Origin of the sequence: Roseiconus nitratireducens (assembly GCF_008629675.1) — a bacterium.
Taxonomy (GTDB): domain Bacteria; phylum Planctomycetota; class Planctomycetia; order Pirellulales; family Pirellulaceae; genus Stieleria; species Stieleria nitratireducens.
Window position 1 is genome coordinate 51,033 of sequence record NZ_VWOX01000003.1, and the last position, 14,695, is coordinate 65,727.

The following is a 14,695-nucleotide window of genomic DNA, read 5'->3' on the forward strand; positions in this document are numbered from 1 at the left end:
AACGTCAAGACGCTCGTGGTCGAAGGATTGCGCGGTCATCAGGGCTGGTTCCGATTGCGAGCACGAGCACCGCTTCGCTGAGCACGAGCACCGCTTCGCTGAGCATCAGGCGGGGACTCAAGCAACAGCAAAGTCGTCTTTTTTTTCCCGAAGGCAACGGGAATCACCGCAGCTTTCACACATCGAAACCCGACCATCGGTTCTCGGACAAAAACCACGGAGCTATCGGCGATACTCGTTGAGAAAGCCTCGGGCGGTGTTGGTCCGCGGAGTAAAGATCTTCCGCGACTGCTGCGGAACGGGGGCGGCCTTCCTGCCGCCGGACGGAGACTCCAGAATCGGCGGCTGCAGCCCTGAATCCAATTCGATTCCTTGCGGAACCGACTCGACCACATGCGGCTCCGAATACACCTGCCCACCGTCGCACGAGCACGGTCCTTCGCAGCCGCAGGCGGGTTCGAAACCACAGCCCGGTTCGATCCCGCAAGCGGGCTCCAGCGGATAGGCCGCTTCGAATCCGCACCCGGGTTCCAACCCGCACCCCGGCTCGACGGGAACGCCGCACTGGCAGGGACCTTCGCAACCGCAGGCGGGTTCCGCCAGGCAGCCGTCGCAACCGCTATCGCAGCCCTGGCAACGATCGGGTGCAAAACAGCGATCGGACATCGCGACCGGTCCTGGATCACATCCGCATCGGTAGCCCCACAAGCTCTTGAATCCGGCGAACACCGATCGACACTTGCCGCAGCTTTGGCCGTTGTAGTTGCCACAGGCGTCGCAGGGGTCCACGCAGTCGGCCGGCTGGTTGATCCACGGGTCGACGTAAAGCTCCCCGCATCCGGTGCAGCTGTCGCACTGACCGTCGCAGGATCCGGTGACAGCCGGACCACAACATCCGGCCCCCATCGGTCCGACGCACCCGGCGGTCCCGAGCACCATCCAACCAACTAACAACAATCCGTACACACGTGACATGGTCGCATTCCGTTGAACAAGTTCCTCACGCCAGGCGACCCGCATCATTCGCGGCGGTGGCGGACTATCCCAAGCGTCGGCGCAACCCAGCGCCGCCGCGGACATTGACCGTCATCGTCATCCGAATCGGCAAAGTTGAACAATTCTGGCTAACCGTCACCTCACCAGGTTTTCTCAAGTGAGCCGCGTGGCACTAGCCGCGGGTTTCCTCGCCTCAACCGGCGGCGAGCGCTTTGCCGCCCAATCGCACCGCGACCGACGAATGCGTCTTCCGGCGAAGCCGCTCAATTCGGTACGGTTCCGCCGTTGGTCGGAGTACGTGCGGGCTGTGGATTCCAGCCGTGTTTCCCGACCGCGTGTTTCACATCTTGCCGAACGCGAATCTCGATCGGACTTGCCATGCGATCTGAAGCCCCGAGAACGTTTGCGACAGCCTCGCCGGAGAACCGGTGTGTCGACGACGACACGCAACGACCGCGAATCGTCCCGGCGTTCAAACCCATCAAATCTGGTTCGTTTCCGCTGGCGGCATTGCTGTGGACCGCAGGCCTGCTGCTGTTGTCGGTGCCGATGGTGACGCTGATCGACATCCCGGTTGCGCGATGGTTTGCCACGGACCCGTTTCCTCGAGAGATCAACAACGCGCTCGAATTGACGCGCGTGTTCTCCCACGGCAGCGGGATCTTTGTGATCCTGGTCGGGATCTTCTTGATGGCCCCGCATCGACGTTGGCACCTTCCCAAACTGGCAACGCTTGCGATCGGTGCCGGTGCGGTTGCGACACTGGCCAAGATGTTTGTTTTGCGGCCGCGACCGACCGGACTGAATTTGAACGTCGCCTCGCACGATTCCGCTTGGCTGTGGGCATTTGATTGGACGCTTTCTCAAGTCGCAACGTTTGATGCCAGCACACGCGCATTCCCCAGCGGCAACATGGCCACCGCGATCGCCCTGACCGTCGGGTTGTGGACGGTGTTGCCGCGCGGACGTTGGTTGTTTGCTGCGATCTGTTTGGGAACCATGGTGCAACGGCTGGCGTGCAGCGCCCACTTTCCCAGCGACATTCTGGGTGGAGCAGCATTCGGATTGCTTTGGGCGTACGTCTGTGTGCATCCAAAGCTGCTGGGCAACCTGTTCGACAAAATGCAACCGGAATCGGAACCGCGGCGACGGCCCCGACCTCCGGAACCGGAGCGGAAGCAGAGCGATCCACCCCCGCTGGACCGGCGGATCGCCGCCTGAACATTCGACGCGGTTTTTCATTGATCTACAATGCGGCCAGTTCTGCCCCGACTCGCTGCCGCAGCTGTTGAATGCCTCTTCGAATTCTTTCCGTCCTGGCCGTGGTTTTCACCTGCCTTCCGGTATGCCAAGGGGTTTGCGAAGAGCCCCCGTCGCTGAACCTTGACCGGATTTACAACTCGTCGGATTTCGATGAGCGTTCGGTCGGCAGCAAGTGGCTGCCGAAGTTGCCAGACCGCGGTTCCAGCTACAGCGTGCTTGAACCAACCGAAGAAGGTGGATCCGGAAACGGAATCGTGGGATACGACGCCGCGACCGGCAATCGGACCATCCTGGTGGCAGCGTCAGAACTGGTCCCGCCGGGTAAGACGGAAGCGTTATCGGTCGACGGCTATCAATGGTCCCGCGATCTCAGCCGGGTGCTGATCTACACCAATTCCGTTCGCGTCTGGCGCCAGAACACACGGGGCGATTACTGGTTGCTCGATCGCGGAACGGGGCAATTGACGAAACTAGGTGCGGACGGACCTCCGCAGTCGATGATGTACGCCAAGTTCTCGCCCGGCGGCAATCGCGTCGCTTTTGTGCGCGAGGGCAATCTATTCGTCCAAGACCTGGTGGACCACTCGATCCGACAAATCACGACGCGCACAAACGAACGCATCCTCAACGGAGCCTCGGACTGGGTGTACGAGGAGGAGTTCGGTTTGCGGGATGCTTTCCGGTGGAGCCCCGACGGAGATCGGATTGCTTTCTGGCACTTTGACACCACCGGCGTCCAGGACTTCACGATCATCAACAACACCGACTCGCTTTATCCGACGGTGGAAACGTTCGCCTATCCCAAAGCCGGCACGCGGAATTCTGCGGTACGGATCGGCATCGTCGAATTGGCTCGATCGACCATTCACTGGGTCGACCTGCCCGGGGACCCGCGAGAGACCTACATTCCACGCATCGAGTGGATCGACAAAACCGGCGCTCTGTTGATCCGCCAGATGAATCGCTTGCAGAATCGTGAATCCTTCTACCTGGTCGATGTGGCCTCCGGCGAGAAGCGGCTCGTCCACACCGAAACCGATCCAGCTTGGATTGATCTGCAAGATCAACTGTATTTTGACGCCGGCAACCAGACGTTCTTTTACCTCAGCGACCGAGACGGCTGGCGGCATGTTTATCGCATTTCGGTGACCGACGGCGGCGACCCGAACACCGCGCCGCGGTCCGTCGAACCTTCCGGGGCTCCGCTGACTCGCGGCGACTTTGACGTGATCGATCTGCTGGGTGTGGTCCCCAACGATTCCGATGGCGGCGAATCGGTTTACCTGATCGCCTCGCCCGATTCGGCAACCGACCGATTCCTGTACCGCGCCAACACCGCCAACGGAAAACTGCAACGGGTCACGCCCGCGAGCGCCGAAGGTGTCCATCACTACGACCTTGCTCCGCATGGCGATTTTGCCATCCATCGATTCAGCACGGCCAACACGCCCAGCACCACCGAGGTCGTTTCACTGCCGGATCACCAAATCGTCCGAGTTCTGGAAGATAACCAGAAGCTGGCCGAACGCCTGCAGGCACTGGACCTTCCGCCGGTGGAGTTTTTTCGCATCGACATCGGACCAACATCCTTGGACGCCTGGTCGATCTCGCCCAAGCAGCTTGAACCCGGAAAGCGGTACCCGTTGCTGGTCCAGGTTTACGGTGAACCGGCCGGTTCGACGGTGGTCAATCGCTGGGGCGGCACGACGTCCCTGTGGCACCGAATGATGGCGGACAACGGTTACGTGGTCGTCAGCATCGACAATCGGGGGAGCAACGTTCCACGAGGTCGCCACTTTCGCAAAACCGTCTATCGTCGCCTCGGAACCCTGGGACCGGACGATCAGGCGGCAGCGGTGCGTCAGCTGCTAAGCGAACGTCCAAACCTTGATCCGCAGCGGATCGGCACCTGGGGCTGGAGCGGCGGCGGGACGTCCTCATTGCACTCCATCTTCCGCTACCCCGACCTGTATCGGACCGCCGTTGCAATCGCACCGGTGGCCAACCTCCGCTATTACGACACGATCTACGAAGAACGGTACATGGGTCTGCCATCGGATAACGTCGAAGGTTATCGCAGCGGATCTCCGATCCACTTTGTCGAACAGTTCCAGGGCAATCTGCTATTGATCCACGGCACGGCTGACGACAACGTCCACTATCAGGTAACGGAGTTACTGATCAACGAATTGATTGCGCGCAACAAACAATTCGATTTATTCATCTATCCCGGTCGCACGCACTCGATCCGCGAACGGAAGAACACACGGATGCACCTGATGACGTTGGTGACGGAGTACCTGCTTGAAAACCTGCCGGCGGGCGGGGTCGCGGCGTCGAAAGAGCCTTGAGGCGACGCGATGCCCCGCACCTGCCAATCCGAGTAGCTACGCTCGCCAGAGCGTGGCATTCCGCCGCGATCGCCACGGCACCGACCGCGTTTTGCGAGATTCAGGCAGGGCCTAGCGGGACATCGTCCTCTTAATACCCGCGGCTAGCACCACGCGGGGCACTCAAAGTGCCGCTGTCCAGCTAGCCGCTGTGCCGCGAATCAAAACACGGCTCAGCGACGGTTTCAACCGGCGCGTCGGCGGGCGGCTCGTTGGAAGGAGTCCAAGATTTGGTCCACCGATTCGCCGCGTTGGATCCGCTGGCGAAACAGTGCCGCGTCGACCGGACCGCTGGGGCGATTCAACTGTTCCAACAATTGCCGAATCGTCGGAAGGTCCATTTCCAAAACGATGGACTCGGGCGAGCCCGTTGCGTGGTTCTTGATCATCGGCCACGGCCTGCTGGCGAAGCGTACGAAGATGGGCGGTCGGCCGCTGGCTCCCTCGTCGGGGCACCGGTGGGACCCTGCCCCCTTCCTTCGATCCAGTCGTGAACCGGTTGGAGTTTTTTGTGGGCAAGAGTTCCGAAAGCGTCACAATCCGCAAGGCTCTCGGAGCGGTTGTACCGATTGGGCAGTCCGACCTGCCTGCGGTTTTGCCGGCGATCCTCCGGTAGCGTCACTGCCAGAGCGTGGAACATGAAGCTTCGCCGCCGTCTGGCGACGGCAGCTACTCTTTGAAGCGGTATCCGACGCCGCGAACCGTTTCGATCAAATCCGCGGACCCGCCCATCTTCTTCCGCAATGCCCGCACGTGCACGTCGATGGTGCGGTCCAGGACGACGGTGTCTTCCCCAAGAGCCGCGTCGACCAATTCGCTCCGTCCGAACGCGCGGCCGGGTTGGCGGATCAACGTGTCCAACAAACGGAACTCGCTTTTGGTCAATCGCAGCGGCGATTGATCGATCGTGACCACAAACCGTCGCCGGTCGACGGTCACGTTCTGGTGAGAGACCGCTTCGTGATCGTCCAATAGCGGCTCGCGCCGACGCAGGAGCGCTTTGATCCGTTGCAGCAAGACCTTGTAGCTTTCAACCGGTTTGACCACGTAGTCATCGGCTCCGACAGCAAACCCCACCACCTGATCCGACTCTTCGCCCATGGCGCTCAGCATCAGAATCAACGTTTCGCGGGTCTTCGGATCGGCACGCAACTGTTTGCAAACTTCGACGCCGCCCAGAATCGGCAAGTCGATATCCAGGACCACCAGGTCCGGCAGGTAAAGCTTGGCTTGATCCACGCCGTCGCGGCCATCTGACGCTCGGTACACCTCGTATCCGGCGCGTTTGAGTTGATACTCGAGTGTCTCGGCCAAGGGGCCGTAATCTTCGACGATCAGAACCTTGGTATTGGACATGCTTCTTGGCTTGTCGGTATTCGACCAGTTCGGGAAAACCAGTTCAGGATAAACCAGGTTGGGGAAAAGGAGGCAGCGAATTGGGCCGGGAGAATGACCCTCGGTGCTTGGCAGCCATGGTGGTGAAATCGTTGAAAAAGTACACCCTACCACCGCCATTCTTGCAATGAATGTTTTGTGAAGAACCCGCTATCCCTGCGGCGAGGGCAGCCACACTTCAAACGTCGCCCCCTCCCCAGGGCTACTGATGACATGGACCGTTCCGTCGAGCGCTCGGGTGAGATTTTTCACAATGGACAGGCCGATTCCGGTGCCGCCGTCGGGCAACTTTCGACTGCGATCGACCCGATAAAACCGCTCAAAAATCCGTTCCTGATACTCCGGAGCGATCCCCACCCCGTCATCCTTTACGGCCATGATCCAGCCGCCCTCGTGGCGGCGGCAGTGAACCGTCACGTGCCCGCCCGCGTCGGTGTGCCGCAACGCGTTGCTGACCAGGTTTTGGGTGATCGCCAGGGCGGCTTCGGCATCGGCCATGACGCGAACCGGTTCGGCGCTGGGGGTGACGGTCAAGTCGATCTGCTTGGCCGCCGCCACCGGCAGGAACGAGGCCATCGCCTTCTCGATCACGTCGCGCAGATCAATCGATTGGATCAGCAAGGTGGATTTCCCCGACTGTGCCCGGGCCAGCCGCATCATGTCGGAAATCAGTTCTTCCAAACGTAAGCACTGCTGGTCGATCTGAGCGACGAAGTGCTTCGCCGCGTCGGGATCATCCTCGATCGCCAATTCGACCGTTTCCGCGTAGCCTTTGATGGCAGCCAACGGAGTCTTCAATTCGTGGGAAACGTTGGCGATAAACTCCCGCCGAATCGCTTCCACCCGCTGCGTCTCGGTTTCGTCCCGCAGCAACAACAGCAGGTGGGGCGGATCGGAAGTCATGATCTGATCGACTCGAACGGCGATCGGACGCACCGTCGAACCGTCAATGATTTCCACCGACACATTCCGGGCCACATGTTGCATGCGGGTCTGATTGACCGCGGCGACGATCTCCGGCACTCGCACCAGTTCCGAAAACTTGCGGCCCAAGTAAACCCCGTTGGAGGGCAATGCCAACAGACGGCGGGCGGCTTGATTGATCAACACGATTTCCGTCGCCGGCGACAACATCAGAATCCCGTCGGTCATGTGCGACAACACCGTGGTTGTCCGCACCGAGTCGGAATGCAGTTTCAAAAACCGCTGATTCCAGGACTCCGCGGCGCTGCGTTCTTTCTCATAGGCAGACTCGGCACTCTCCCATCGCAGCAGACTGTGGACCACCGTGGCGGTGCCAACCAGAAAACAAATGGCGGCTGCGACGACCACCATGGCGTAACCCGAGACGCCCAGGATGGCGGCCAGCCAGATCGCCGCGACGATGACGACCATTCCGGCGATCGTGCTGCCGGTCTTAGGTCGAAACGCCAGCCGGTCAATCGTCCGCTCCGGCAATCCATAGCTGGGGCCCGGATCCCCGATCGGGGCGACCGAAACACCGCCGAACGATGAGGCACTGGCGGAGGAAGCACTGACAGAGGAAGCACTGACAGAGGAAGCACTGACTGGGGAAGCACTGACTGGGGAAGCACTGACTGGGGAAGCACTGACTGGGGAAGCACTGGCTGGGGAAGCACTGACTGGGGAAGCACTGGCTGGGGAAGCACTAACTGATGAACCACTTCGCCCGATGCCTGCGACGGATTCTGTCTTTGCGTTGGGGGCCCCCGCAGCCGCGCGCCCGTCGTTGCTCGCGCCCCCGTCGTCCGCGCGGCGGTCGTCGGTCGCAGGCGGAGCGGTCTGCCCGGAGACGACCTGGTCGCGAAAGCTGGGGTCGGAAAGCGGCGCCTCGCGGTTCGATTGGCTGCCAAGCGGATCATGCATCAATCTGGCTCATCGGTCGCTTCGTTTGGGGGCGCAGCGCAGTCTGACGCATTTCGCCCTTTGGTCAACCGCGATCGCACTGCCCGAAATCCGCTGGACATCAGATGCCACAAGGCTTCGGCCGGCACCCGCCGACGGTGTCCCTTGCGGTCGACCTGGATGACTTCATCGGTCGTCACATCCATCGCGGTCAAGTATCCGGTGCCGAAGCAATACGTGTCGACAAACACCAGGTAACCCAGGTCGCGAATACAACCGGCCGGCTGCGGCGTGTGGCCGACATAGACGCGTTTGCCGGTGAAGTGGGGCGGTGGCGTCACCGCACCCAGGTGCGTCCAGTAACGGATCTCGTCGGACTGCTGATCCATCGGCAGGTGCGCCACATAGCCGGCGTGAACGAAGATCTGTTCGGCGGTCTCGTAGTAGGGACGGAGGGACCGCAGGAATCGCTCGTGATCGGACGGAATCTTGTCCAGCGAGCCGCCATAGCTGGTGACGGTCGCTTTCCCACCGGTGCTCAACCACATGTCACTGTTCAACCCGCCGAAGGCGACGCCCATCAACATGATTTCGTGGTTACCACGAAGCGGGACGACCCGGCACCGATCTTGCAACTCAATCACCTGATCGATCACGCCCCGGCTGTCCGGCCCGCGATCCACATAATCACCCAGGAAGACGATTTCGTCCTCCGGTTGCGGCGCGATGCACTCGATCAGGGTTCGGAGCGCCTTGGAGCAACCGTGGATGTCACCAATCACAAAACGCCGCATCAATGAAGCCGTTTTCAATTGACCATCGGATCGGTGAACTGCAGTCCGGGTGAGATGGATGACAACACCTCGCGTCCGCAACGCTTGACCGAGTCTTCCCAGATGTCGCTCGGCGCGGCAAAAACCAGTTCCGCGCTGGCCGGTCCCACCAGCCAACCGCCGGATTGCATCTCCGATTCAAGCTGGTTGGGTCCCCAGCCGGAGTACTGCGACACGAAGCGCACCGACGCATCGACTCGGGTCAGCAACAACCGCAGATGGTCTTCATCGCCCGTCAACCAGATCCGCGACGTGGGCTCACCGATCGGAGCTCCGACCCCCTGCAGGTCATGCAGCGCCAACAGCGGCCCGTCGACGGGACCGCCTTCGAACAGGTGATCGTCATCGCGAACGGGACCCTTGGGCAAGGAAAGTTCGACAACCTGGCTGAGCCGGCGATCGGTGGGGCGATTGAGCGTCAATCCGAACGCGCCCTGTTCGTCGTGGTTGACGATCAGCACCACGCTGCGAATGAAATTGGGGTCACCCAGGTAAGGCGACGCGATCAGCAATTTCCCGCTCAGAGATTCGCTCATAGCTCATCCACCGGAGAGATCTTTCCACAGACACCCCGCCCACGAGAGTCCGACACCGAAACCGATCAGCATGTTAACCGATTGACGATCCATCCGCCCGGACTTTCGCAGCCGGTCGATCAGAATCGGGAGCGTGCAAGACACCGTGTTGCCGACATCCGCCAGTTCGATCGGCAAGCGTTCGGGGACCAGGTCCATCCGCAGTCGTAACTGCTCGAGCATCTTCCAGGTGGCCTGATGCATCAAATATTGCGAAATGTCCTTGTCGGACAAACCCTGCTTTTGGAGGATCTGGTCGATCAGCCGCGGCACCGCGTCGACGGTGAAATTGATCAGGCTTGGGCCGTCCATGTACAGGCGACTTTTCCAGCGTTTGCGGTGCCTGGGTTTGATGGCGTCGCCGGCGGGCCGCGCCCCGCCGTCACCGACCAACAGCATGTCGCCGCCGCTGCCGTCGCTGCCGAATTGGAACCCCCACATCGAACGCTCCTCCGAGGCGGTCACCAACGTCGCCGCGGCTCCATCACCGAAAATCGTTCGCAGGCTGCGATCGTCCTCGTCAATGAACTTGCTGTACGTCTCGGCCGTCAAAAACAAAATCCGCTCCGCGACCCCGCTCTGGATCAGTCCGTCGGCCATCGCCAGCCCGTACACGTAGCCGCTGCAGCCCAAGTTGAAATCCAGCGCGCCACAGCGGGTCGGCAGCGACAGTCGGTCCTGGATCAGGCAGCTGGTCGTCGGCAGCGGGTAGTCCGGCGTCTGGGTGCAGAACAACACAAAGTCGATCGTCGACGGATCGATCTGCTGCTCGGCGAACAGTTTTTCCGCCGCGGCAACGGCCAGGTCGCTGGACGTTTCATCCGGGGCAGCAATGTGACGCTGGGCGATCCCCGTCTTTTCTTCGATCACCTTCAGGTCCCATCGCGGGAACGCCTGCTGAAGCTCCTCGTTCGTTTCGACCCTGGCGGGCAAGTGTACGGCGATGGGGCCAAGTTGAGCGTAGGGCACAGACGCAATCCGAATGGAACGGGGGAATCAGCTGACGCAACGAGTGGGGAAACACCGGCCGGCGTGAACCCGCCCGGCAGGATCGGGAAAGCCTAGCAATTCGACCGGTCAAGGTGGACCCCAAGACCGTCCGAGCAGCGATAGAGTTGTTGTTCGGTGACCACCCAATCCATTCGCACGTCATGGTCGGCCATCGGCACCCGCGGGCACACCTGACACTGGTACGCCAGTCCCACCAGCACGACGTCCGGTCGCGCTTCGGCCAGGCAGCGATCATAGTATCCCCGGCCGTAGCCGAGCCGGCCGCCTTGAGCATCAAACGCGACCCCCGGAACCAGGACCACGTCCGCGTCCGCGATCGACGCGCCCCGATCCGGATCGTCCCGCAATTCCACCCGCGGTTCCAGAACTCCGAACGTTCCCGGCTGCAAGTCGTCGATCGAATGCAGCCGGAACAGCCGCATCTGGTCTCCAACGCAGTACGGCACCAGCACCGCCGGCCCCGTTTGGATCGCCGAAGGCAACGCGGCGCGGGTGCGAACCTCGTCGCGAACATCGACGTACCACAAAACTGACTTGGCGGACCGGTAGCTGGGCATCGCTTGCACCTGCCGGATAATGAGGTCACTCGCCCCATCTTTGTCCGCCATTTCCCGCCGGGCTTGCGCGGCCGCCTGACGAATCTCCGCTTTGTCCTGATCGGCATTGTCCTGATCGGCATTGTCCTGATCGGCATTGTCCTTATCGGCCATGACGCATCACCCACCAGGCCTCGACCGATGCGGTTCGCCAAATCCGCCCAAAGTCTGGCGTCCGGCTCGCGAAAGACGTCACGTTTGTTCCGCTCATTCGACCAGATCGACGAACCGCCGGGCGGGTTCGTCCCAACGGGCGGGATCGATCGGCTGATAGGTCTTCACGGAAAAACTGTCGCGGATCAAACGTCGCGCCGCCAGGATCGCATCCCCCGCGCCGCCGGACAAACTGGCGTCGCCGAATCCGCCGCCACCGATCATCTGCACCACCACGTTTCCGATCGCCGTCGCCTCCACCGGGCCGGCCACGACCTGGCGATTGCAGGCATCGGCCGTCATCTGGCACAAAAACTCGTTTTGTGCCCCGCCGCCAACGATGTGAATGGTGTCGATGCGGTTGTCGACCAACCGCTCCAGCATCTCCAGACACACGCGATACCGCAGCGCCAATCCCTCCAGGGCCGCGCGGTAGTACACACCTTCCGAACCCGGCTTGGACTGGCCCGTGGCGGTCGCAAACGCGTCGATTGCGTCGACCATATCGACCGGTGCCACGAACCGCGGCGCGTCGGGGTCGACCAAGACGTCAAACGTGGGGGCCTGCTTGGCCGCATCGACCATCGCGTCCCAGGAGACCTGCTTGCCGCGACGTTGCATCGACTTGCGAATCTGCTGAAAGATCCACAGCCCACCAATGTTCTTCAACAACCGAGTGCTGCCGCCGATCCCGCCCTCATTGGTGAAGTTCAATTGGGCACAAAGCGAATTGACCTTCGGAGAATCGATCTCGCATCCCATCAGAGACCAGGTTCCCGAACTGATGTAACACCAATTCGGACGCGACGGAGCAAAGACGTCCGCGGGCACGGCGATGACGGCGGAAGCGGTGTCGTGCGTCGCGGGCACCGTCACGGCAACGTCCCCGAGCCCCGTCTCATCGGCCACCGACGCCTGCGCGTCGCCCAAACACGTGCCCGGCTGCGTGACGGTCGTGAACAGATTCCGATCGATCCCAAGGTCGTCGATCAGATCAAACGCCCAGTCGCCCGACCGGGGATTGAAGAGCTGTGTCGTCGATGCGTTGGTCGCTTCGATGCTGCGCCGGCCGGAGAGCAGCCAGTGAAAGAAATCGCCCATCATCATGAAACCGTCGGCGATCTCCAGCGACCGTTCACCCCGCTCAACGGCGGAGAACAACTGGTACGCCGTGTTGATCGGCATGAATTGCAATCCGGTCGATTCGAAAATCCGCTGCCGCCCCGCCTGCGGTCCGCCAAGTCGTTCGAAGGCCGCGTCCATCATGCCCTCGGTGCGGCCGTCGCGATAGGACCGCACCGGTGCAGCGACCTGGTCGTTTTGATCCAACAACACGTAATCGACGCCCCACGTGTCGACGCCGACCGAACGAATCGCTTGGAAGTCTTTGGCCGCGGTACGAAGCCCGGAAAGGATCTCCGCCCACAACCCCAGGACGTTCCACTGCAACGAATCTTGCACCCGCACGGGCTGATTCCCAAAGCGGTGCACTTCGTGCAAAACCAACGATCCGGCGTCGACTCCGCCGGCGATAACGCGGCCGCTGGATGCCCCCAGATCAATGGCCAAATGAACCGGTGAATCGCTCATGAACAGATTGGGTCGATGGGAGAAGGGCAGCGGGAGGGCGCGTCGGCGGTGACATGCCCCACGTTGCCCGACCGCAGTGCAGGAGTCAGCGTCAACAGGGATTCGACGCGAGACATAGCATCGCGACCGCCCCCGGGCACTTCAACCTGGGGGCGGCACAAATCAAGACCTGGAGTTAGAAAATCCCACGCGAACCGAGCGACGTCACGATCCGGTGACGCCCAGCAGTTCACGAATCTTGCCCTCGAGCGCCTTGGCGTTCTGCTCGCCCGAGCCGACCTTGATCATCTGGATCTTTCCTTCCTGATCGATCAACACGGCTTGGGGAATTCCGGTCACCATGAATTTGCTGGAATAGTTCTCGCCGGGCTTGGCCACGACAAAACCGTGCTGCAACTCATGGGACTCGCGAAACTTCTCCAGCATCGCCAATTCGTCTTCAAACGAGACCTCCGAATCGCTGCCGCTACGAACCGCCCTGTCCGCTTCTTCATCCCAGCGATAGTTGTAGGGACGTGTCACGCCGATGATGACCAGCCCATCGTCGGCGTACTTTTCTTGCCACTCGATCAGGTGCGGAAAGGTTGCAATGCACGGCCCACACCAAACGGCCCAAAAGTCCAATAGGACGACCTTCCCGCGCAGATCCGACAAGCTGGCTTCATCCATCGCAACGTACGCCACATCGGGAAACTCCGCGGCTTCGGTGCCGATCAATTCGGCGCGCTTGATCTCTGACTCCATGCTCTTCCGCATGCTGTTAATCCGGGATGCGTACATCTCCAACACGCGGGCTTCCGCCCCTTTGACACCCTCGCTGAACTCTTCAATTTCTGAAGAAAGTCGGTTCAGCGTTTCGGCGGACTGCTCGGGGTCATCTCGACGCTGGTAATTCGCGACCGAGGTCATGAAGTTCAGGTAGCTCATCAAATCAGAACTCGTTCGCTGATCCGAACTGATCATCGTCGTGGCAACCTTCTCCGCCCTAGACTGAACGTCGGCGGCCGCATCCGGATAATCTGAACCAAGCAACTGGAGGTAGGTTCCGGCGGTGCGGAGAAACTCGTTGGGCTGGGCATCTTCCGCTTCGGCCAGCAACTGATCGAACATCGCCTTCGCCTCATCTGCTCGATCGGCGCGACTGAGCGTTTGTGCCTTCAGTGTCCGCATCGTTGTAAGTGTCGACGTCGCTTGTTCGGAATTGATCGACTGAAGCTTATCGATGCCGCGGTCGATCAATCCCAATGTCTGATCGACATCACTTGACATCGCCCCCAGGTACTGGCAGATAAGCGGAAACATTCTCAAAGCGTCTCTTGGAATCTGCTCGGCCTGCAGCATTTGGTCGTACTGATCCCGTAACCGTTCAAGTCCGGCGGCGCGGTCGGTTCGGATCTGGGCCATCGCCAGGTTCAGATTTGGCGACCACCATTGGGGATCGTCCTCGGACCCCTCGCGGGCCTGCTGCAACATCTGCGCGGCTTGATCCAACTTGCGCTGAGACAGCAACTCAGCGAACTCCCGCGGATCAAACGCTTCGACCTGGTCGTCATCGGATTCAGCTTGCGTCGCCGTGTCATCCGCCGCCTCCTGCTGGGCCAGAATTCGGTTGGGCGAAACCAGAAATACGATCGCCACCAGCAGGACGATCGCGTAACAGAGGCGACCCTTTCGGTAGTGGCCGTCTTTTGCAATGGAGGGCGTGGTGGACATTGGGGCGTTCCTTGATTGGGCTCGGTGGCGTTGGCAGGAGACGGTGAGACGATTCCCCGTCAAAACGTTGCGTTCGGAAAGCTTTGCGGTTGGGAGGGCCGGGTCAAGCCAAGCGTGGCGATCGGACCGGGCGGAAAACCACGGCCGACATGTCCTCTCCTGGCTAGCGTTCCACTCAGGTCAGGACAGGGCAGGTGGAGACACACTGCGCACCGTGGGCCGATCGCCGGAAAACGATTAGCGCAATCGATGGTCGCGATCGCACGAATTTCTCGACGGGGACCATCCAACTCCGTGATTGTCCCCCCGCCCGA

At 61.0% G+C, this 14,695-nt stretch carries 12 protein-coding genes; 2 read left to right on the forward strand and 10 right to left on the reverse strand.

Features of this window, described 5'->3' with window-relative positions; translation table 11 throughout:
- Positions 1-222: 222 nt before the first annotated feature.
- Positions 223-975, reverse strand: coding sequence for a hypothetical protein (locus FYK55_RS29590; protein ID WP_235908449.1), 753 nt, complete (start codon positions 973-975; stop codon positions 223-225).
- A gap of 399 nt (positions 976-1,374) precedes the next feature.
- On the opposite strand from FYK55_RS29590, the gene FYK55_RS05590 reads away from it, so the two are divergent.
- A complete protein-coding gene (locus tag FYK55_RS05590) occupies positions 1,375-2,217 on the forward strand; it encodes a phosphatase PAP2 family protein (RefSeq protein WP_150075412.1) in 843 nt (280 codons plus the stop codon).
- Positions 2,218-2,288: 71 nt separating this feature from the next.
- Complete coding sequence (locus FYK55_RS05595; protein WP_150075413.1) at positions 2,289-4,610, forward strand: S9 family peptidase; 2,322 nt, start codon at positions 2,289-2,291, stop codon at positions 4,608-4,610.
- A gap of 224 nt (positions 4,611-4,834) precedes the next feature.
- Here the strand turns inward: FYK55_RS05595 and FYK55_RS05600 are convergent, their stop codons facing one another.
- From FYK55_RS05600 to FYK55_RS05640, 9 genes are all read right to left on the reverse strand, one after another.
- Positions 4,835-5,038 (reverse strand): hypothetical protein, encoded by a 204-nt coding sequence (locus FYK55_RS05600; protein ID WP_150075414.1) that lies wholly within the window; start codon positions 5,036-5,038, stop codon positions 4,835-4,837.
- 280 nt (positions 5,039-5,318) lie between these two features.
- On the reverse strand, positions 5,319-6,005 hold the full coding sequence (locus tag FYK55_RS05605; RefSeq protein WP_150075415.1) for a response regulator transcription factor: 687 nt from the start codon (positions 6,003-6,005) through the stop codon (positions 5,319-5,321).
- A gap of 189 nt (positions 6,006-6,194) precedes the next feature.
- A complete protein-coding gene (locus tag FYK55_RS05610) occupies positions 6,195-7,439 on the reverse strand; it encodes a sensor histidine kinase (RefSeq protein ID WP_150075416.1) in 1,245 nt (414 codons plus the stop codon).
- Between the two features lie 491 nt (positions 7,440-7,930).
- Positions 7,931-8,722: a metallophosphoesterase family protein gene (locus FYK55_RS05615; protein ID WP_235908450.1), complete on the reverse strand. Its 792-nt coding sequence runs from the start codon at positions 8,720-8,722 to the stop codon at positions 7,931-7,933.
- Positions 8,719-9,279: a YqgE/AlgH family protein gene (locus FYK55_RS05620; protein WP_150075418.1), complete on the reverse strand. Its 561-nt coding sequence runs from the start codon at positions 9,277-9,279 to the stop codon at positions 8,719-8,721. Before FYK55_RS05620 ends, FYK55_RS05615 begins: the two co-directional genes overlap by 4 nt.
- Before the next feature lie 3 nt (positions 9,280-9,282).
- Positions 9,283-10,287 (reverse strand): ketoacyl-ACP synthase III, encoded by a 1,005-nt coding sequence (locus FYK55_RS05625; RefSeq protein WP_150075419.1) that lies wholly within the window; start codon positions 10,285-10,287, stop codon positions 9,283-9,285.
- A gap of 92 nt (positions 10,288-10,379) precedes the next feature.
- Positions 10,380-11,039 (reverse strand): 5-formyltetrahydrofolate cyclo-ligase, encoded by a 660-nt coding sequence (locus FYK55_RS05630; protein WP_150075420.1) that lies wholly within the window; start codon positions 11,037-11,039, stop codon positions 10,380-10,382.
- 93 nt (positions 11,040-11,132) lie between these two features.
- Positions 11,133-12,668 (reverse strand): rhamnulokinase, encoded by a 1,536-nt coding sequence (locus FYK55_RS05635; RefSeq protein WP_150075421.1) that lies wholly within the window; start codon positions 12,666-12,668, stop codon positions 11,133-11,135.
- 204 nt (positions 12,669-12,872) lie between these two features.
- Complete coding sequence (locus FYK55_RS05640) at positions 12,873-14,381, reverse strand: TlpA family protein disulfide reductase (RefSeq protein WP_150075422.1); 1,509 nt, start codon at positions 14,379-14,381, stop codon at positions 12,873-12,875.
- Between the last annotated feature and the right edge of the window lie 314 nt (positions 14,382-14,695).